This window comes from Spiroplasma endosymbiont of Labia minor (assembly GCF_964019845.1).
Classification (GTDB): Bacteria; Bacillota_I; Bacilli_A; order Mycoplasmatales; family Mycoplasmataceae.
Genome location: NZ_OZ026465.1, coordinates 200,413 through 222,964 on the forward strand (window position 1 = coordinate 200,413; position 22,552 = coordinate 222,964).

The 22,552-nt window shown below is 28.2% G+C and carries 18 protein-coding genes; all 18 read left to right on the forward strand.

The annotated features are described in order from the left end of the window. Window positions 1–83: 83 nt before the first annotated feature. The 18 genes from AACK85_RS00985 (at window position 84) to pta (ending at window position 22,487) form a co-directional block, all read left to right on the forward strand. Window positions 84–2,222: a PTS sugar transporter subunit IIC gene (locus AACK85_RS00985; protein ID WP_338970164.1), complete on the forward strand. Its 2,139-nt coding sequence runs from the start codon at window positions 84–86 to the stop codon at window positions 2,220–2,222. Window positions 2,223–2,318: 96 nt separating this feature from the next. Then, on the forward strand, window positions 2,319–3,275 hold the full coding sequence (locus AACK85_RS00990) for a glycosyltransferase family 2 protein (RefSeq protein ID WP_338970166.1): 957 nt from the start codon (window positions 2,319–2,321) through the stop codon (window positions 3,273–3,275). Window positions 3,276–3,300: 25 nt separating this feature from the next. Further along, the gene (locus AACK85_RS00995) at window positions 3,301–4,059 is read left to right on the forward strand and encodes an RDD family protein (RefSeq protein ID WP_338970168.1); all 759 of its coding nucleotides are present in this window, start codon (window positions 3,301–3,303) and stop codon (window positions 4,057–4,059) included. Continuing rightward, window positions 4,049–6,226, forward strand: a complete 2,178-nt coding sequence (locus AACK85_RS01000) for an ATP-dependent helicase (RefSeq protein ID WP_338970170.1) — start codon at window positions 4,049–4,051, stop codon at window positions 6,224–6,226. Before AACK85_RS00995 ends, AACK85_RS01000 begins: the two co-directional genes overlap by 11 nt. Before the next feature lie 113 nt (window positions 6,227–6,339). After that, complete coding sequence (locus AACK85_RS01005) at window positions 6,340–6,603, forward strand: HPr family phosphocarrier protein (RefSeq protein WP_338970172.1); 264 nt, start codon at window positions 6,340–6,342, stop codon at window positions 6,601–6,603. Window positions 6,604–6,789: 186 nt separating this feature from the next. Further along, entirely contained in the window at window positions 6,790–9,327 is a 2,538-nt protein-coding gene (locus AACK85_RS01010) for a fructose-specific PTS transporter subunit EIIC (RefSeq protein WP_338970174.1), read from the forward strand. Between the two features lie 142 nt (window positions 9,328–9,469). Next, window positions 9,470–11,188 carry a phosphoenolpyruvate--protein phosphotransferase gene (ptsP, locus tag AACK85_RS01015; protein WP_338970176.1) on the forward strand — a complete coding sequence of 573 codons (1,719 nt, stop codon included), beginning with the start codon at window positions 9,470–9,472 and terminating at the stop codon, window positions 11,186–11,188. Window positions 11,189–11,497: 309 nt separating this feature from the next. Continuing rightward, on the forward strand, window positions 11,498–13,339 hold the full coding sequence (locus AACK85_RS01020; RefSeq protein WP_338970178.1) for a PTS transporter subunit EIIC: 1,842 nt from the start codon (window positions 11,498–11,500) through the stop codon (window positions 13,337–13,339). A 73-nt stretch (window positions 13,340–13,412) separates the two neighbouring features. After that, the gene (locus AACK85_RS01025; protein ID WP_338970180.1) at window positions 13,413–13,628 is read left to right on the forward strand and encodes a hypothetical protein; all 216 of its coding nucleotides are present in this window, start codon (window positions 13,413–13,415) and stop codon (window positions 13,626–13,628) included. A gap of 1 nt (window position 13,629) precedes the next feature. After that, entirely contained in the window at window positions 13,630–14,364 is a 735-nt protein-coding gene (locus AACK85_RS01030; RefSeq protein ID WP_338970181.1) for a phage minor capsid protein, read from the forward strand. Window positions 14,365–14,496: 132 nt separating this feature from the next. After that, on the forward strand, window positions 14,497–15,852 hold the full coding sequence (locus AACK85_RS01035; protein WP_338970183.1) for an FAD-dependent oxidoreductase: 1,356 nt from the start codon (window positions 14,497–14,499) through the stop codon (window positions 15,850–15,852). A 1-nt stretch (window position 15,853) separates the two neighbouring features. Then, window positions 15,854–16,846: a lipoate--protein ligase gene (locus tag AACK85_RS01040; protein WP_338970185.1), complete on the forward strand. Its 993-nt coding sequence runs from the start codon at window positions 15,854–15,856 to the stop codon at window positions 16,844–16,846. Between the two features lie 12 nt (window positions 16,847–16,858). Continuing rightward, the gene (locus AACK85_RS01045; RefSeq protein ID WP_338970188.1) at window positions 16,859–17,962 is read left to right on the forward strand and encodes a thiamine pyrophosphate-dependent dehydrogenase E1 component subunit alpha; all 1,104 of its coding nucleotides are present in this window, start codon (window positions 16,859–16,861) and stop codon (window positions 17,960–17,962) included. A gap of 1 nt (window position 17,963) precedes the next feature. Then, the gene (locus tag AACK85_RS01050) at window positions 17,964–18,965 is read left to right on the forward strand and encodes an alpha-ketoacid dehydrogenase subunit beta (protein ID WP_338970190.1); all 1,002 of its coding nucleotides are present in this window, start codon (window positions 17,964–17,966) and stop codon (window positions 18,963–18,965) included. Beyond that, window positions 18,965–19,750 carry a dihydrolipoamide acetyltransferase family protein gene (locus AACK85_RS01055; RefSeq protein WP_338970192.1) on the forward strand — a complete coding sequence of 262 codons (786 nt, stop codon included), beginning with the start codon at window positions 18,965–18,967 and terminating at the stop codon, window positions 19,748–19,750. Before AACK85_RS01050 ends, AACK85_RS01055 begins: the two co-directional genes overlap by 1 nt. Before the next feature lie 16 nt (window positions 19,751–19,766). Then, the gene (locus AACK85_RS01060; RefSeq protein WP_338970197.1) at window positions 19,767–20,090 is read left to right on the forward strand and encodes a biotin/lipoyl-containing protein; all 324 of its coding nucleotides are present in this window, start codon (window positions 19,767–19,769) and stop codon (window positions 20,088–20,090) included. Window positions 20,091–20,101: 11 nt separating this feature from the next. Further along, on the forward strand, window positions 20,102–21,514 hold the full coding sequence (gene lpdA, locus AACK85_RS01065) for a dihydrolipoyl dehydrogenase (protein WP_338970200.1): 1,413 nt from the start codon (window positions 20,102–20,104) through the stop codon (window positions 21,512–21,514). Between the two features lie 4 nt (window positions 21,515–21,518). Beyond that, entirely contained in the window at window positions 21,519–22,487 is a 969-nt protein-coding gene (pta, locus tag AACK85_RS01070) for a phosphate acetyltransferase (RefSeq protein ID WP_338970203.1), read from the forward strand. Window positions 22,488–22,552: the final 65 nt, after the last annotated feature.

Below are 22,552 nucleotides of genomic sequence, written 5' to 3' on the forward strand. Positions count from 1 at the left end.
TTAAATATTTTCTTTATTATATAATAATTATGTATGAAAATTTCTAAAAAATTTAATTATACATTTGTAGAAAGGAAAACAAAATGGATAATAATAAAGATAAATTTGATGTTAAAAATGTTAGAGAAAAAAATAAATCTAATTTTAAAGATTGATTCTCGAATAAATTTTTACCAACAATGACAAAAATTGGAAATCAAAGATACTTAGCTGCCATACGTGATTCTTTTGGAACAATGATTCCATTAATTATTGCAGGTTCAATAGGTGTTTTAATTAATGCTATTATTTTTGGCGGTGCTGGTTCTGGTTATGTTTCATTACTTGGTTTAATTGTAAAATTAGCAAATCCAAATATGGCATGACAAGATATTTCCAAATTATTAGGTGATCCAACAAATTCATGAGGGCAAGTATCATTAATTTGTGGACAAGCATTTGGAACAATGTCAAGTGCAACAATTGGCTTGATGTCAATATATTTCTCATTTTTATTTGGTTACTATATAGCTTTATCTAGAGGATTTAAATCACCAGTTATTGCTGGTTTAATTTCTGTAGCTTCGTTTGTACTAGTTTGTTTAGGGCAAGTAACTTTCTTTATGGATGCAAAAGGTTTAATTGCAGCGATTATTTTTGGAATTATTTCAACTGAATTATTTATTTGATTTGGTAATATGCATTCGTTGAATATTAAGTTGCCTGATGGTGTACCACCAGCTGTTGGAAAATCATTTCAGGTTTTCTTACCAGCTGTGTTTACATTAGCAATTATTGGAGCTTCAAATATTATATTTTTAGCACCAGCAATAATTACTACTCATTGGGCGGTTACTCAATCAACTTTTAGCGTTTATGAAGATGATTGATCTATGATGATTGATAAAGCCGTAGCTTTAGTTAAAGCTGGTAGTTTTGGTAATTGAATTACTTATAAAGATGCGTTAGTTCGATTTTTCAATGAATACAACAGTAGTTTCACGGCAGATCAAATGAATGATTTTTTCAATACATTTAGTGCAAGTGAAAAATCAGCAATAACTACTTTTATAGTAGGCGGAGGTGAATCTTCTCTTTTCCATTCAATTGATTCTGGTGCAAAATTAGTATTTACGTTTGATGATGTAAATAATAAATGAATAGTTTCTGCATCTTGGATAATAAACGCATTAAATTCTACAGTGTTTGGTTTTGGCGCAGCAATTTATCAATTTATTACTTCTTGATTCATGAATTTTGCAACAGGTAGTGGAGGATTAGGTTTAGCGGTAGTCTTTGTTTTCTTCGTTTCATTCTTTTGATTCTTTGGAATTCATGGTTCTAATTTAATGGCTGGTATTTTTGAACCTATTTGATGAATGATTTTAGGTGTAAATACAGCTTTAGTAAATGGTATGGGGTATGCAAATGCCGCCGCAACAGGAGATATGGGAGTATTTACTAAACCATTTTTTGACTCATATATGTACATTGGTGGTTCTGGAGCAACTCTAGGATTATTAATAGGTACATTTGCATTTTCAAAAAGAAGAGATTTAAAAGAAATTGCAAAATATGCAACACCAGCAGGAGTATTTCAAATTAATGAACCCGCAATATTTGGTGTTCCATTAATTTTAAACCCAATTTATGTTGTGCCATTTATTGTTGCACCATTATTGAATTTAGTTGTTGGATGATTATTTTCTCCGGCTGCTTTAGATATTGTTAAATATTCATATGTAACAACACCTTGAACAGCACCTTGATTTGTTGGTGCAGTTATTACGTCTCTTGATGGTAAAGCTTTGATTCCTGCGTTTATTGCGTTTGGTGTCGATTTTGCTTTATATATGCCATTTATTTGAATTGATAATCTTGTGTACTTTAAAAAATTACGCAAAAATGATCCAGAAAAATATAAATTGGAAATGAGATATTATCATGATTCAGAATTTAGATTTACAGAAAATACAAATACTAAATATAATAATTTGGTAGAAACTGCTGAATATGCAATTGTTTCTGCCCAAAATAGAAATGATTTTCTAGCATCATTAAGATTTAAACCAGAAAAACTTAAAATGATGCAAGATAAAAATCTTGCTAATGCTGAAATTAAAAGAACAATTAAATTAAAAAAAGCAGAAGATTTTAAAGCAAAAAGAATCGAAATTGCAGAAACTCGTAAACCAAAATGAGATAAACAATTAGATAAAAAAAATAGTAAAAAAACACCATAGAAATGGTGTTTTTTGTAAATTGCTAGTATAATTTTCCAAATAACCTAAATTTCATATTTTTTTTAATGTAAAATAAGAAGGAGTGAGGTGCAATATATGCCGAATATTACATTTATAATTTCGTCACGCGGTAAATATGCAAAGTTATTCAAAACTCTAGCGAGTATGACAGCACAAACAAATAAAAATTTTAATGTCGTAGTTGTAATTGATCCAATTAACGACGTTGTGGAAGGTAGAGAAAAACTCTTTCAATATTTTAAACAAAATAAAAATTTCAGTATTATTTTTAATACAAAAATACAAGGTGCAGCAGTGGATTGAAACACTGCAATCTCATTAACTCAAACAAATTATTTTGCCATAATTAAAGAAGGCGATGAATTGGTTGATAGTTATGTTGAAACTTTTGAAAAAGTTATTCAAAAAGAAGGCCCATTAGATGTTATTGAATACACAATCGATGTTACTAAACTGGCCGAAAATACTACAACTACATTTTTGATTAAAAATAAAAAATATGATTTAAAAAATGAATTTGAACCATTTGCGTATTTAAATTCCTGAATTTATAATAAAATTTTTAATTTAAAATTAATTAAAGATGCTCAATTTCAATTTAGATTATTTGTTCGTTTTGATGCTTTGTTTGCTTACAGAGCTTTAGCTAGTGCTGATAGTTATTATTATATTGATAAAGTTATGGCAACACATGTTTTGTCGATAATAAAATACTCAGCTTTTGATCTTGTTAATCAATGACCGCATATTTTAAATCATTATCGTCGAATTTCTATGTATAAAAAAATTCAAAATGAATTGCAATATGCATATTATAAAGATTTGATTCACAATTTTATGTGATTAATATCTAAGTTTGATAATAAAGTACTTGTCAAAAAAGCCGCGTCTTTTGTTCAAAGAAAAGTTGAACCACATATAGAAGAATTTAAAAAAAATCCAATATTTATAAAATCAAAAGACACGAGATTTAAAGAAATTATAAATAATCTAAATGACTATTTAAAAAAAATGATTAAAGATGTAAAATAACTTTCGTTAAGGAGGTTATTTTTTTATGCATAAACAAAAAACAAATGAAAATACTAATGCTTATAAAACTTATACAAAAACTTCATTGAAAATAATATTTTTTGCTAGAATGATAGATATTATTTTAGTTTCAATCATACCAGCAATTTTAGTTAGTTTAATTAAAATTGATAGTAATCAGTGAATAAAATTTATGATTTTAATGATTGCTAGTTTTAGTTGCTTATTTTTATATTTTGTTTTTATTCCATGATTATGCAAAGGAAATACTCTCGGTAAATTAATTTGAAACATAAGATTAAGATCAAAAGAAAATTATGCTAAATTTTGACAATTATTTTTACGAGAATTATGATTTATTTTTATACCTTGAATGATTATAACTGTTGGACAAATCATTGCCATTTTAATTATGTTAAATGGAAATCACAGCGATGATCCAACTAAAAATGGATTGATTCCTTCGCAATTAATTGTAAACTTAATGTATACAATTTTTTTATTGTGATTTTTAATTAATGGTATTTCTATTGGTGTACAAGAAGATCATCAAGCAGGAATAGATATGAAATTAAATTTATTTGTTATTAATAAAATCGCAATAGAAGATAGAAAACATTTTGATCCCATGAAAAATATAAATGATGAAGCAAAAAATAAATATCATGTTCATCTAAAAGAATTGCATCCTGGGCAACTTTCTGAAGAAAATTTACAAAAAATTAGTGAATTAGATGATAATTATCATAGAAAAAATAATGAGGTTGAAATAAATGACAATTAATGATTGATTAGAAAAATTAAACGAAAAACAATTAGAAGCTGTTAAATATGTTGATTCACCACTTAGAATTGTTGCTGGTGCAGGGGCGGGTAAAACACGTGTTATAACTACAAAGATAGCTTATTTAATAACGTCTTTAGGCATTCAACCAAAACGCATACTTGCGGTTACTTTTACAAATAAAGCAACTAAGGAAATGCGTGAACGTTTAGAGACTATGCTTGCAGATTCATATACTTCAAAACCCTTTGTATCCACTTTTCATGCTATGTGTGTTCGTATTTTAAGAGAAGATGGCTTGTTTGTTGATTTAGATTCGGGTTTTTCAATTATTGATACTGATGATCAAGAAAAAATTGTAAAAAATATAATTCTTGAAATGAATTCAAGAAATAATTCTAATTCTGAAAATATAATTCAAGCCAAAGATATTAAAAAATATACTAAAAAAATCTCACATTGAAAATCAGATTTTTTAGAACCAGAAGAATTATTAGAATCTATGTATGGAAATGACAAAAAAGCAGCTGGTATTTATAAAAGATATGAATATGAATTAAAAAGAATTAATGCGACTGATTTTGATGGACTTTTAATCAAAACACATACTTTATTTAATAATTTTAAAGATGTACGAGATAAGTGAAAGAATCGTTTTGATTATGTAGTTGTTGATGAATTCCAAGATACAAATCAAGTTCAATTTGATTTAATTAAATGATTATGTGGCGAAAAAAATAATTTGACTGTTGTTGGAGACCCTGACCAAACAATTTATTCTTGAAGAGGGGCTAAATTGCAAATTATAATGAATTTTAACAAAAATTTTCCAACTGCAAAGACAATTATTTTAGATGAAAATTATCGTTCAACTAAAAGAATTCTTGGCTTGGCAAATGAATTTATAAAACATAATAAAGAAAGAGAGCCAAAAGACATTTATACAAATAATTTAACTGGTGAAAAACCAGTTTTGGCAAAAGCGTTTGATTCTCATTCAGAAGCCAAATGAGTTGTAACAAATATCAAAAAATTGATTCAAAAAGATTATAAATATAGAGATATTTTTATTTTGTATAGAGTAAATTCATGATCACGAGTTATTGAACACGAATTGAAACAAGCAAATATTCCATATAATGTTCGTGGTGGAATGCAATTTAGAAATAGACGAGTAATCAAGGATATAACATCATTATTGAGAATGATAGTTTTTAAAGATGAACTTTCAATGATAAGAGTTTTAGAATTTACACCAAAAATAGGTGATGTAATTATTAATAAACTTAGATCAGCTGCTGAAATTGCCAATTTATCATTAGTTGATTTTATTATGCAACCAGAAGCCTTGACAATATCTAAATATATAAAAGAATTGCAATATGCTTTAAATTTATCTTTAACCGATTATAAAAATAAAATGGATCTAATATCACTAACAAAAAATATAATAAAATATTTTAATTATGTAGATGTCGTTTTAAAAAACAGGTCGACAGATTTAGAAGCAGATTTATTAAATATTGGTGCATATTATGATCAAATGGGTGAATATATAAATTCATTAGATCCAACTTATACAGAAAACCCTATAATTAATTTTTTACAAACAGAAGTTTTAGGGACAACAGATAATATAGAAGTTAATAACGCAGTCACATTGTTAACTATTCATTCAGCAAAAGGATTAGAAAATAAAATAGTTTTTGTCATGGGAGTAAACAGAGGAATTTTTCCATCAAGAATGTCATATAATTCAGCAACACAATTAGAAGAAGAAAGACGTGCACTATATGTTGCAATGACTAGAGCTGAACATAAACTTTACATTTCATTTGTAGATGGAGAATTTTCTGCACAAATTAATGAATATTTGACTGCATCAAAATTTATAGCTGAATTAGATAGCGAGCAATTAGAAGTTTCAGAAGACATTACTATAAAAATAGATAAACCACTCTATAGCAATTTAAATCCAAAAAATAATTCAAATAAATTTTCACAAGAAAAAAACGATTTTATTTTACAAGAACGTGTAAATCACATTATGTTTGGAAATGGAATTGTCATAAAAATTGATAACGCAGTTACAACTGTTGCATTTGATAATCCTGTATATGGTGTAAAAACTTTTATTGGTTCAACACCTGCATTATCAAAAATTTAAAAAGAGAATTTGCTTAATCATGTGAGCAATTATTTAAATATTTTTTTTAAATTATTGAAATATTGAGCAAAAACATTATATAATTCAAGTGTTAGTTAACGGAGGAAATAAAAGTGGCACAATTTACTGCAAAAATAATAGATCAAGTCGGACTACACGCGCGTCCTGCATCTGTTTTAGCAAAAGAAGCTTCAAAATTTACATCTGATATTAAAATTTCTTCAGAAGGAAAAGAAGGTAATTTAAAATCAATTATGAATGTTATGGCATTAGCAATTAAATCAGGTAGTGATGTTACAATTACTGCAACAGGTTCAGATGAAACAGATGCAATTGCTGCAATTCAAAATATTATGAAAGAAAACGGAATTATTTAGTTAAAATTACGTATTCTTATAAGTTAATGTAGTTTAATTAATGTGAAAAAACATTAATATTGACTGCATTTTTTTGCAATTATTACAATAATAATTTCTAATTTGCAATGTAATATTAGAAATTAATTGCTGTGGCTATTGATTTTAAGCCACTTTTTAAATAAAATAATAAGTGGAGGAAAAAATATGAATTTATTAAGTCAAAATTTTGTATTTTTAGATGAGGATTTAAAAACACAAGATAATGTCTTCAAATTTATAGCCGATAAAGCTATGGATGCTAAAATTATTTCTGATTCTAGTGCCCTAATTAATGGTTTTAAAAAACGCGAAAGCGAAGGCTCAACAGGATTTGAAGATGGATTTGCAATTCCACACGCAAGAATTAAAGAAGCTAATTCAGCTGCAATAATTATTGTACGTACCAAAACTGGAATTGAATGAAAATCCATAGATGGTAAACCAACACGTGTGGCTATAGCATTGATAGTTCCTGATGGACAAGGCAATCAACATATGGAAATGTTAAGTGATGTTGCTGTTAAATTAATGAATGAAGACTTTAAAAAAGCAATTTTAAATGCTAAAACTGCTCAAGATGTAATTAAAGCTTTTGATATTAAAAAAGAAAATAAAATTGTAAGCAATGAATCACAAAATGGTGGACCAAAAGTACTTGCAATTACTGCTTGCATTACTGGTGTTGCACACACTTATCTTGCAGAAGAAAAACTTTTACAAGCGGGTGAAAAACTTGGTTATAATGTTCGTGTTGAAACACACGGTTCAAAAGGTGTTGGAACACCATTTACTGCAAAAGAAATAAATGAAGCAGATGCTATTATTTTTGCAGTTGATACAGGTGTAGATAAAAGTAGATTTTCAGGTTTAAAATCAATAGAAGTTAAAGTTGCAAAAGCTATTCATGATCCAGAAGGATTAATTAATGAAGTTTTGAAAAACGGTAAAATATTAGCGCAATCAAATTCTTCACAACCAGAAATTAAATCAAGAGATAATGTTATGAAACATATTCTTGCTGGGGTTTCTTATATGATTCCAGTTATCGTTCTTGGGGGGATTTGTTTAGCATTTTCTTTAGGAATTGCAAAAGCAATCTGAGGACCTGGTGCATCGCCAGATAACGGTGGAAAATCACCATGAGGTATTTTAAATGTATTAAATATTATTGGTGGTGCTGCATTTACATTAATGATTCCAATTTTGGGTGGATTTATTGCTAACTCAATTGGTGGTAGGGCTGCTATTGCACCTGCGATGGTTGCCTCATTTATTGGTAATAATTCAGCATTATTAATGTCATGAATTCCTGGTTTAGATCAAGTAGCAACACCAATGGGATTTTTAGGTGCTATTGCTGCTGGTTTAATGGCAGGTTATTTAGTTAAATGAATAAATACTTGAAGAGTACCAAGATCATTGCAAGCTGCAATGCCAATTTTCTTTATACCATTAGGAGTTGGATTAATTTTATCACTATTATTTATTTATCTAATTGGTGCACCAATTGGATGAATTATGAATGAAATTCAAGTTGGTATTGGTTCAGCATATGGAGTTACATTTGAAAATGGTCAAGCAACGGGTGGATCATCTAATGTTGGAATAGTAACCGGATTATTAATCGGATTGCTTTTAGGAGCAATGGGTGGTTTTGATATGGGTGGCCCTGTCAATAAAATTGCCTTTTTAACTTGTTCTGCATTAGTGACAGCTTCTGCTGGTCAACCAGAAGAAGTTATGAATGTTTTACAAAGACCGATGGGTGCTTTAGCTGCGGCTATTCCAGTTGCACCAATCGGAATGGGATTAACTACATTAATATTTTCTAAATATTTTGATGACGATTCTCGTAATATGGGAGTTGGAGCAATTGTTATGGGATGTATTGGAATTTCGGAAGGTGCAATTCCTTTTGCTATCCGTGATCCAAAACGTGCGGTAGTATGTAATGTTTTAGGTTCTGCCGTTGCTGGTGCAATTGCTGGTGCAGCTGGTGTTCAAGATGCTGCTGCTCATGGAGGGCCTATTGTTGCTATTTTAGGAGCTGTACCATATGGTTCGCAAACTGCACTATTCTTTATTGCAGCCGCTGCTGGTGTGGCAGTAACCACATTAATTTATGGTTTCTGATTAATAGCAGATGCAGGAAAACCTGGTTCTGTTAAAGAAAGACATGTTAATTATTTAGCAACTATTGCAACAGAATATAAAGATAATGAAATAGATTTAAAAGATAAAATTGTTGCAATTAAAAACACAAGAAGAACTGAAATTATTACTGCAAAAGAAAATTCGCAAGATATAGAACCAATTAAAACAAAATTTGTAGAACAAATACAAGCAGTAAAAGAAGAAATTGTACTTGCAAAAAATGCATATAAAGAAAAAATTCTTGCTGCAAAAAATGCATATAAAGAGTATGCAATTTTAGAAAAGGCTGCAATAAAAGAACAAAGAGTAGAAATTAAAAATTCAACTTCTGTTTTCAAAGATGTTTATATTGAAAAAATGCAATTCATAGCAGAGAAAAATAATAATAGACCAAATTTTGATAATTCATTAAAAAAACGTGAATTCAACCAAGAAATCAAACAATCAAAATTTGTTGCAAAAACAAATTATAAGGATTCAGTGATTTCAGATTCAATAAAAAGAAGATCAAAATTCGTCTCTGGTTATGAATCTAAATTAATTAGATAATTTATCTTAAAAAATACCATTTAAGGTATTTTTTTATTTTTTTAAATAAATGCAATAAATTTACTATATAAAGAAATAATAAAAATGCGTTATAATAATAAACGATGAATTAGTTTATAAACAAAGAGAGGAATTTTAAACTATGAGTAATAAGATAAAAGGTATTGGTGCATCAGATGGCATTGCATTAGCAAAAGCATATGTCTTGAAAGAAGAGCCAATTGTAATTTCAAATCATCAAACAAAAGATCCAGAACAGGAAATAGAATTGATGAAAAAAGCTCTAGAACGTGCTAAAACAGATTTAAAAAATTTACAACAATTAGCTTTAGAAAAATTGGGTGGCGAAAAAGCAGCAGTTTTTGAAGCCCACGCCCAAATTTTAGATGATCCAATGATGAGTGATGAAATTATCACTTTGATTCGTGAAAAAAAATATAATGCAGCAAGAGCAATAAAAGAAGAATCAGATAAATTTGCAGCAACATTTGATTCAATGGATGATGAATATTTTCGTGAACGTGCAGCAGATATAAGAGATGTAACAGATCGTTGATTACGTTATGTTCTTGATTTATTAGTAATTGATTTGGCAACAATCAAAGAAGAAGTAATTATAGTTGCAAATGATTTAACGCCATCACAAACTGCACAACTAAATCCAACTTTTGTTAAAGGATTTGCATGTAATGTGGGTGGTAGAACTTCACATGCAGCAATTATGGCAAGATCTTTAGAAATACCAGCAGTGCTTGGTTTAAAAACAATTACAGAATCAGTGAAACAAGGAGCAATGATTGCATTAGATGGTAATTCTGGAGATGTAGAAATTGAACCCGCAGACGCATCATTATGAGATAAAAAAGCTAAAAATTATCTACAAATGAAAAAAGAATTAAATACTTATAAAGATAAAACTACTGTTTCAAAAGATGGTAATGACAAAATGCTTCTAGAAGGAAACATTGGTACTCCAAAAGATGTTGAAGGTGTAATAGCTAATGGTGGTGAAGGAATAGGTTTATTTAGATCTGAATTCTTATATATGGACAATGACCATTTTCCAACAGAAGATGAACAATTTGAAGAATACAAAAAAGTATTAGAAAACATGGGAGATAAAATGGTAGTTATTCGTACATTAGATATTGGTGGCGATAAAAAATTATCTTATTTTCAATTTCCAGCAGAAATGAATCCATTTTTAGGATATAGAGCAATTAGATTCTCTTTAGATAGAAAAGATGTCTTTAAAAATCAAATTCGCGCTTTATTGAGAGCATCAGCATATGGAAAATTGGGTATTATGTTTCCCATGATTGCAACTATAGATGAATTTAAAGCTGCAAAAGATTTCACTTTAGAGCAAAAAAAACTTCTAGAAAAAGAAGGAATTAAAGTTGGCGATAATATAGAAATAGGAATGATGGTTGAAATACCAGCAGCAGCAATGAATGCGACTAATTTCGCTAAATATGCCGATTTCTTCTCGGTAGGAACAAATGATTTAATACAATATTCAATGGCTGCTGACAGAATGTCAGAAAAAGTTTCTTATTTATATCAACCATTAAATCCATCTATTTTAAATTTATTAAAATTAACAATTGATGGTGCACATAAACATGGAAAATGAGCAGGAATGTGTGGTGAAATGGCTGGAGATGCAAAAGCGATTCCTTTATTAATGGGATTAGGTTTAGATGCTTTTTCAATGTCTGCTTCATCAATTCCTTTAGCAAGATCGATAATAGCAAAACTAACAATTAAAGAAACTCAAGAATTAACAAAAAAAGCATTAGAATTGGAAACTGCAGAGCAAGTTGAAGCTTTAGTTGATAATTTATTGGCATCAAAATAAAACTATTTAATGCCTGAATTTTATTTGTATAATTTTTACAAATAATATTTTTTTGGGTATTTTTTTATTGTCCTTGCAAATTAATAGTTAATAAAAATAAAATTTATTATTTAGCCATATTTAAAAGAATTTTATATTATTATGCTATTATATTGGTGTACGAAATTATATTTTCGGCCATTATTATTTTCTAGAAATTATTATTTTTTATAATGTAATTACAACCATTTTTGTTATGTAAAGTTATTGGAATAGTTTTTTATTAAATATTAATGATTAATTATATTTTGAAGAAAGGAACTAAACATTTTGTCAGAGCAATTAAAACAAGAAAATAATCAACATCTGAAAAAGGAAACTTTAGTTAAAGCTGAAAAAATAAAAGAACCTAAAACTAAAAATGGTCGCAGTTTTGGTGCAAAATTACTTGAATTAATGCAAGGTCTGGGTAAAGCTTTGCAATTTCCAATTGCAGTTTTACCATTTGCAGCGATATTAAATCGTTTTGGTACATTAGGAATTTCTTATACAACAGAAACTGTTGATGGAACAATGCATATAACAAATCAAGTTGGTTATTATATTTCGTTTATTATTCAAAAACCTGGCGCAATAGCTTTTGATAATTTGCCATTATTTTTTGCCATAGGTTGTGCATTTGGATTGGCAAATGAAAATAGAGGAGAAGTAACGTTAGCATCAGTTGCATTGTATTTTGCAATCAATGGACTTACAACAACTCCAAATAGTATTCCAGAAATGTTTTATAAAAATGTACTAACTTTTTCAACACAAGATGGTACTACATATTCATCACTTCTGTATGTGCCACTTTATGATACGGCAGATGGAGTTACAAAAGTCGGCGGTCTATATGTTTTTAATTTAGGAGTATTTGGGGGAATATTTTCAGGGTGTATGGCTGCCTATTTTTACAACCATTTCCGTGATATAAAATTACCTCAAGCATTAGGATTTTTTGCAGGTAGGCGTTTTGTCCCAATGATCTGTATTGCAGCTTCTATACCATTAGCTTTATTATTTGCGGCAGTTTGACCATGAATTCAATGAGCACTAATGAAATTTGGGGAATGATTATCAACTGGAGGAGATGCAGTCAGAATTACTGGAGCTGGAATTTGAGGATTTTTAAATCGTGTAATTTTACCGTTTGGTTTACATCAAATTTTAAATACATTCTTTTATTTCCAAATGCCAGTTAAAGGAGATATTATTGCACCTATTACAGGTGATGTATTAAATACTGGAGTTGTTGACTTGGGTGATATTAATGCCTTTGTTAGTGGGAACTTCGGTTCAGGATTAACAACTTCTGGATGATTCCCAGTTATGATGGGTGGCTTACCTGGTGCTGCGATAGCTATGATTTTTGCAGCTAAAAAAGAAAATAGAAAACAAGTTGGGGCATTTTTAATAGGTGCAGCAGCAGTATCATTTACAACAGGAATTACAGAACCAATAGAATTTACCTTTGTATTTTTATCACCATTATTATGAATAGGACATGCAGTTTTATCTGCTATATTTATGGCAATTACTACAGCTATGCATATTCAATCATCATACGGATTTTCAGCAGGAATTATTGATTGAGCAATTTCAATACCACAATCTTGAGGATTTTCAGTACATCAAGGTGTAGTTAATGGAGCAGCTTATCAAGTATTAGGTAACACATTATGAATTCTTCCGTTATCAATGATAGCCGCTGCGTGTTATTATTTCTGATTTATTTTTGCAATTAAAAAATTCAATATTCCTACACCAGGGCGTGAAGATGATTATCAAGCAGCTACAATTGCTAAAGATGCAAATTATACAAAAGATACAAAAAATAAAAAAGATATCACAAATAAAAATACTGGTTCAAATAAATATGAAAAAATGGCTGATGAAATAATTGCAGCTACAGGAGAAGACAACATAGTGTTTTTGGATAACTGTACTACAAGATTACGCTTTACTTTAAAAGATAATTCAATTGTAGATCAAGACAGAATTAAAAAATCTGGAGTTTACGGTGTTAAAGTTATCGGAAAAGATTTAATGCAAGTAACTGTAGGTTTAGATGTAGAGTTTGTTGCAGATATTATTCGTGAAAAAACCAAAAAAGCTCGTAAAGCAGCTTAATTATATTTTTAAAATCACAACATGATTTTGTTGTGATTTTTAATTTATAATTTAAATGACAGGAGTGAAAATTTTGTTTTTAGAAAATAACGAATGAGAAGGAATGTACATTTGGTGCATTAAATGTTGAAATTATAGAAAACATAATTTTGTTAAACCAATAAACATTTATGAAATAAACAAAGCAGAATTAATATGTGAAAAATGCAATCATCATCAGCAATTAGATGAAAAAAATTTTGAACAAATAAAGCTTTATTATCGTAATTTAAATAAGGAAAATCATTAAAATGCGTAATTTTATTATGTTAGATAATAACCTATTGAATGTAGGTGTCCCTTGATGAGGGTGATTAATAATAGTAATATGTTTATTTGCCATTTGTATAATTTTCCCGTGAAAAAAAATCAAAAATTCAATTAATAATCATAGGACAAGCAAAAAAGCAGTTTTAAAAAAACATTTAGAAGAAATAAATACAGAAAATGGTGTTTTAAATATAAATATAGAAATAATTAAATCAAAAAATCGAGAATTGCAAAAAAAGCAGGATGATTCAATTTTTAATTCATTTGGCAAAAAAACTTCTTTACGACTGAAATCAATTGTTTATGTTGAGCAAAAAAAAGATTCTTGTCCTTTATGTAGACCATTTGAAAATAGAATTTTATCATTGGAAAATGATGATGCTATTATGACAATGGCTGATGCTATTTCTAAAGGTTATCATCATGTTGGATGTACACACATAGATATTGATTTTTATCCAAATGATACAATAATTCCAGAAAATGAATTTAATCTACAACAGCAAGATAAAAATTATGAATTAAAAAAAAGATTATTTAAATATGAAAATAAAATAAGAGATTTAAAATATAGAATTTCTTCAACGGATGAATCTTTAATTACCGAATTGAAACAAGCAGAAGAACAATTGATTGAATTTGTGAATAAATTTAAATTAACTAGAAATGTATCCAGAGAGGATTATTTGTCATCTTTTATTGAAAAATGATCGTAAATTAACAAGTAATAGAGTTGAAAATAGTTGTTTTATTGTTGCAAATTATTTTTTCAGCGTATAATATAAAATAATAACATTTCCATTGACTTTTATTTTTTGGAAATATTATTTAAAAAGGAGATTATTTTAATGAAAGTTATTGTATTAGGTTTAAACCACGCTGGAACAGTAGCGACTAGAACATTGAAGCGTTTAGATAAAAATGTTCAAGTTACAGCATATGAAAGAAATGATGTCATTTCTTTTTTGGGTTGTGGAATTGCGCTATGAGTAAAAAATGAGGTTAAAGACCCAAAAGGATTATTTTATGCATCACCAGAATTGTTGAAAAGTGAAGGTATAGATGTAAAAGATAATCACGAATGAGTGGGTATCGATAAAGAAAATAAAACAGTAAGTGTAAAAAATTTAAAAACAGGAGAGATATTTGAAGATAAATATGACAAATTGATAGTTGCCTCAGGTTCTTGACCAATTTGTCCACCAATTCCTGGAATAAATTTGGATAATATACAAATTTGCAAAAACTATTATCAAGCACAAGAAATAAAAGCAGCAAACGAGAATAAACAATTAAATAATATTGTTATTATTGGTGCAGGTTATATTGGTGTTGAATTGGTTGATGCTTTTGTAAGCGCTGGTAAAAATGTAGTATTAATAGATGTTGCAGATCGTATTATGCCTGCATATTATGATAAAGACACAACAGATGTTGTAGAAGATTTGATGAGAAAAAATGGCGTAACAATTGCCTTAAATCAAAAAGTTATTGAATTTAAAGGAAACGAAAAAGTTCAATTTGTAGTAACAGATAAAGGTCAATATGAAGTTGATTATGTTGTTTTTTCAATGGGAATTAAAGCTGAAACTGCTTTGTTAAAAAATGTTATTGATACAACAGATAAAGGCGTAATTAAAACAAATAAATATATGCAAACATCAGATCAAGATATATATGCAATTGGTGATTGTGCTGAAGTTGAAAGTGCTATTTTAAAAGAAAATATGCAAATCGCACTTGCAACAACAGCAGTGCGCTCTGGTATTATAGCTGCAATTAACATAATAAAAAATAACTCTTTACCTCAAATGGGATTTACAGGTGCAAATGCAATTTGCGTATTTGACTATAATATGGCATCTGTAGGATTTTCTGTAGAAATGTGTAAAAAATTAAATTTAGAATATGAAACTATTTTATTTACAGATAATGATCGTCCAGAATTCATGAGTACTTGTACTCCAGTAAATATTAGATTAATTTGAAATAAAAAAACCAGAAAAATAATCGGATCACAAATTTATTCAAAAGCTAATCATACAGAAATGATTCATATGTTATCTCTTGCAATTCAAAAAGAATTGACCATTGATGAATTACCTCTTGTTGATATGTTTTTCTTACCACATTATAATAAACCATATAATTTCGTTACATTAGCAGCCCTTGAAGCATTAGGATTAAATTATTTTAAAAACTAATATGATAGAAGTATTTATATCTAATAGTAATAGTCCTTATTATAATTTAGCATTTGAAGAATATTTAGTTTACAGTTATAAAACTAAAAATCAGATTTTGTTTTTATGACAAAATGATGAAACAATAGTTATTGGACGTAATCAAAATATACACGAGCAAATTAATTTTGAAAGTGTGCGAAAGAATGAAATAAATATCGTGAGAAGAAATACAGGTGGTGGAACTGTTTTTCAAGATATGGGTAATATCTGTTTTTCATTAATTGATAATATAAAAGAAGATGACAAAATATTAATAAACAAAACGTTAGAACCAGTAATTAATTTTTTAAAAAAGGAAAATTTAAATGCTTATTTTGATGGTAAAAATGACATAAAAATAGATGGTTATAAAATATCTGGTAGTGCAGAACTTAAAACAAAAGATAAAATTTTAGTCCATGGTACGTTAATGTATGATGTAGATTTGTCAAAAATACGAGAATATTTATTATTAAATTCTACAAAAATGGAATCAAAAAAAATTAAATCTAATGTATCTGTGATTAAAAATATTTCAGATTTTATAAGTGTTAAAAAAAATTCACTTGATTTTTTAAATGATATGATTAATTTTTTTAAAACCCAATCAGAAATTAAAATTATGTCAAATGATATTTTAAAAATAGATCAAATTCTTGAACAATCAAAAAATAAATATCAAAGTTGAGATTGAAATTACGGTAAATCATCAACTTTCAAAATTATTAAAGAAAAATATTTTCCTGAAATTGGACTAATACAAGTTAATTTAAATATAAAGAATGGTAAAATAGAAGACATTAAATTTTTTGGTGATTTTTTAGGTTATGAAGGCACTGAAAAATTAGAAAATAGTTTAAAAAATTCTAAATATGTTAAAGAAATAATTTCTAAACAATTGGGGAAATTTGATTTAGAAAAAATATTTGCAAAAAAAATAACGAAAGATAACTTACTTGATTTAATTTTTTAAAGGAGTTATTTTATGAAATATATTAATCAATTTGATTCATCAAAAAATATTAAATTACAAATAATGAATAAAAACGGTGCAGTCATTAATAATGATTTACTACCAAATATTGAAGATAAAACAATTTTAGAAGCTTATAAAATTATGAATTTGTCACGCATTCAAGATGATTTTCAAACAAAAATGCAAAGGCAAGGAAGGCTGTTATCATTTTTAACTTCAACAGGGCAAGAAGCTACAGAGGTTGGTTATTCAATGTGTTTGAGAAAAGATAAAGATTGATTTTTATCTGGTTATAGAAATAATGCTGCATGATTAACTATGGGTGTGCCAATGCGAAATATTATGCTATTTTGAGTTGGGAATGAAAATGGTGGTAGGTCACCAAATGATATTAATGTTTTGCCACCAAATATAGTAATAGGAACACAATATTCTCAAGCGGCTGGCATCGCATTTGCAAATCAATATAAAAATATTGATAGTGTAGTTTTAACAACAACTGGTGATGGCGGTACATCTGAAGGTGAAACATATGAAGCCATGAATTTTGCTATGTTACATAAAGTTCCTTGTATATTTATTTGTGAAAATAATAAATGAGCAATTTCAACACCTATAATAGAACAAACAGCGTCATTAAATTTTGCAATAAAAGCAAAAGCGACAGGAATGCCATCAATTAAAGTTGATGGTAATGATTTTTTAGCTGTTTATGGTGTTATTAAAGAAGCACATCAATTTGTTAAAGAAAATGGGCCAATATTTATAGAATTTGACACATATCGTTTAGGACCACACTCTTCAAGTGATTCACCCGATGTCTATCGCGAAAAAGAGCAATTTGACGAGGCACAATTATCAGACCCTCTAATTCGTTTAAAAAAATATTTAATGAACAAAAATTTGTGAGATGAAAACCAACAAAATGATTTAAATATTCAACAATTAAAATTCATAGAAAATGAATTTGATTGAGTTGAAAAAAATAAAAATTATCCATTAAAAGATATATTTAATTATCAATACGCAGAAATGGATTTATTTTTAAAAGAACAATATCATTTTGCTGAGTATTTTTTCAACAACTATCCACTAAATAAAGAGGGCGAATAGTATGGCAATATTTAATAATGTAAAGGCAATCACAAATGCACTTGATATTGCAATGAATAAATATGATAATGTTATTTGTTTTGGTGAGGATGTTGGATTTGAAGGTGGTGTTTTTAGAGCCACTCAAGGATTGCAAAAAAAATATGGTGTAAAACGATGCTTTAATTCTCCAATTTCAGAAGCAATGCTTGCTGGAGTTGGTTTAGGCATGGCTATTAGTGGATTGAAACCTGTTGTTGAATTACAATTTTTAGGTCTAGGTTTAACTTCATTGCAAAATATAATTACACAAATAGCAAGAATTAGAAATCGATCAAGAGGTAAATATACAGCATCTATGGTGATTAGAACACCATTTGGTGGTGGTATTAGAGCACTGGAACATCATTCGGAAGCTTTGGAAGCAATATTTTGTCATATACCAGGAATAAAGGTGATTTGTCCATCAACTCCATATGATATGAAGGGATTGTTACTTTCTGCAATTGAAAGTCCAGATCCAATTATATTTTTTGAACCCACAAAATTATACAGAGCGTTTAAGCAAGATATTCCAGAAAATTATTATACAATTCCAATTGGAGAAGCATATAAAGTTCAAGAAGGTAAAGAAATAACTATAGTAACATATGGAACACAAGTTGTTGATTCACAAAAAGCAATAAAGATGTTACAAGAAAAATATCCCAACGTATCAGTTGATTTAATAGATTTGAGAACAATTAAACCATGAGACAAAAAAATGGTAATTGAATCTGTTAAAAAAACAGGTAAATTATTGGTTGTTCATGAAGCTTGTAAATCATTTTCTGTATCTGCTGAAATAATTGCATCAATAAATGAAGAATGTTTTTCGTTTTTAAAAGCTCCAATGCAACGATGTACTGGATTCGATGTAATTGTTCCATATGATAGAGGTGAAATTTATCATCAAGTTACACCAGAAAAAATTTATGATAAGTTAATTTTATTAACTAATTATAAAATGGAGGATGAAAAGTAATGTCTACATATTTTACAGAAGAACAAATTAATAGTATTTTACAAAATATTGATATTAAATTTGAAGAAAAAGAAATAGCATTAGAATTTACAGAAGAACCAATTACAAATATTAGAAAAACAATTGCTAGTGTAATGACATCAAGTTTACAGACTAATGCGCCATTTACTGGAATGCGAGATTTAGATGTGAGTGCGATTGTTGAATTAAGAGAAAAATTGCGAGGTTTCACATCAGCAAAAAATATTAAATTAACTTATCTTGCATTTATTGTCAAAGCTGCGGCATTGACAATTCAAAAAATGTCACAGATAAATATTAGATCTAATTTTGAAGAAAACAAACTGATTCTTCTAAAAAATATTAATATTGGAATAGCAGTAGATACTGCTCGGGGATTAATTGTTCCTGTCATTAAAAATGTTGATAAAATGAGTGTTTATCAAATTGCAAGCAAAATTGAAGAATTAGCAAATAAGGCACGCGATGGGAAATTAACTTTAAGAGAAGTGAAAGATTCAACTTTTACTATTACAAACTATGGATCTGTCAAACTAGAATATGCAACACCAATAATTAATCCCCCTAATTCAGCAATATTAGGTGTTGGAGGTATAAAAAAAATTCCAGTATTTAATGATAAAAACGAAATTATAAGTACATATGTTATACCTTTTTCTATGACAGCAGATCATCGAGTAATAGATGGCGCTGAAATAGGTAGATTTTTAATAGAATTTGATAATTATATGAAAAATCCATTATTATTATTTGAAAAATTTTAAGTTAGGAGAAAATATTATGTATAATGTAAAATTTACAGATCTAGGAGAAGGTCTAATAGAAGGAAAAGTCACAAAAATTTATGTTAAACCAAATCAAACAATTAAAAATGGGCAAGAATTATTTGAAGTAGAAACAGATAAAGTAACTTCAGATATTTATTCACCTGTGGCTGGTGTTATTTCTAAAATTTTAATTAAAGATGATCAAGATGTTAAAGTTGGTGACTTGATGATTGTTATTGATGATAATTTAGAAAATAATAATATTGATGATGATGAAAATGCATCTGTTGTTGGTTCAACGCCAGTGTCAGATGAACTTTTACCACCAAGAAATTAAAGGGGTACATTATGATATCAGAAACAGTCAATAAATATGATGTAATTATTGTTGGGGCTGGATTTGGCGGTTACACTTGTGCGTTAAAATGTGCAAAAAGTGGTCTAAAAGTTGCTCTGATAGAAAAATTAAAAATTGGTGGTGTTTGTTTAAATGTTGGTTGTATTCCAACAAAAACATTTCTAAAATCTGCATTGGTTTATCGTGATTTTATTGACCGTTCAGCAAGCTTTGGATTAGATGTCAGTGGTGCACGTCCCAAAATTAATTGATTAAGAATGTTGGAAAGAAAGCAACAGGTTATAGATAAATTAGTTTCTGGCATGCAATTTATGGTTAAAAAAAATAATATTGATTATATAAACGGAGATGCAAAAACTATTACATCAAAAATAATTGAAGTTAATGAACAACAATATGAATGCGATAATTTAGTAATTGCTACTGGTTCATTACCAATAAAATTGAATTTACCAGGATTTGAAGATGCTCGTAAAGCAAATTTCTTAATTAATTCAACACAAATTTTGAATTTAACAGAATTACCTAAAACTTTAGTCATTATTGGTGGTGGAGTCATTGGTATTGAATTTGCAAATTTATTTTCAGATTTAGATTGTGAAGTTTTTGTTATAGAAGGAGCTCCAAATATATTGCCAAATATAGATAATGAAGTTAGAAAGGAAATGATAAAAATCCTTAGCACACGTGGTAATTTACACTTAATTAATAATGCAAAAGTGTTAGCAATTAAAGATAACACAGTAATTTATCAAACAAATGATGGTAAAGAAGTATCTCTGCACTCAGATTTATGTCTTGAAGCAATAGGTAGACACCCTGTAATTAACGGTTTTGAAAATATTGGCTTAAAATTTAATGATCATAAAGCCATTATTGTTAATGAAAATTGTGAAACTAATTTAGAACATGTTTATGCAGTAGGTGATGTATTTGGTAAGGCAATGTTGGCACATGTAGCTCAACACGCTGGAATTGTTGTTGCCAATAAAATCGCGCAAAATAAAAATATTAGTACATTTAAAAATTTAGATTCAGAAAAAGTTGTAATTCCGGCTTGCATATATACATATCCAGAAATATCGATGATAGGCATGACAGAAGAGCAATTACAAAATGAACATATAGAATACAATTCCGCAAAATTTTTATTTACAGCATCTGGTAAAGCATTAGCAGATGATGCAAGTAAGGGTTTTATAAAAATATTATCTGATAAAAAAACCAAACTTATTTTAGGCGCACATATGATAGGCCATCGAGTAACAGAATTGATTTCAGAAATAGGTTTGGCTATGGATAATAATTTAACAATTGAAGATATTGCAAACACAATACATCCTCACCCAACTATATCTGAATCAATTGGGGAAGTTGCAGAAATGTTAGTAAGTAGAAATTAAAGTTATGATTGAATTAAAAGAAATAGAACAATTTTTAATAAAAAACAGTATTAAAAAAAGAATAATTCTACCAGAAGGCGACAGTGAAAAAATTATAGATACTGCTAATTATTTACAAAAAAATAATATTGCAAAGCCAATTGTTATTTTTAAAAGTGAAACAGAAGTATCATCTAAATTAATGGCGAATTGTGAAATTATTTGTATAGATAAATATGATTTAAATTATTTAGCAAATGAATTATATTCTTTAAGAAAAGGAAAATTATCTTTGGAAGAAGCACAAGAATTGGTTAAACAACCCAATTACTTTGCAACAATGTTATTAAAGTTAAACTTCGCAGACTGCATGTTATGCGGAATAACTTATACTACAGCAGACGTAATCAGACCTGCATTACAAATAATTAAAACAAATGCTAAAACTAAAATAGCTGCATCTACTATGATTATGAAAAAAAACGACGGAACTTATTTATTTTCAGATTGCAGTCTAAATCTAGATCCAAATTCAGAAGAATTAGTGGATATTGCAAAATTAAATATTGAATTTGCAAAAAAAATGAAAATGGATAAACCAGAATTGGCATTTTTAAGTTATTCAACAAATTCTTCTGGAGCAGGACCAGATGTTGACAAAATTAAAATGACTATGAAAATTATGGATAGTGAAAACTTGCCATTTGTTTATGATGGCGAAACTCAATTTGATGCAGCATTTCTTAAAGACATAAGAAATAAAAAATATAGAAATAGTAAATTAACAAAAGAACATCCAGATATTTATATTTTTCCTAACCTTAATGCTGGCAATATATCTTATAAAATAGCTGAATATATGGGCGGTTATGATGCAATTGGGCCTTTTATTATGGGCTTAAATAAACCCGTCAATGATTTATCAAGAGGTGCAAATTTAAAAGATATAATTTCAACCTCGTTAATAACAATTTTTCAAGCGTTTGAAATATAAAGTTAATTTTTAAAATAATTCTTTTTAAAAAATGTAATTTAATAAAGACTTTTGCGTTTTAAAGT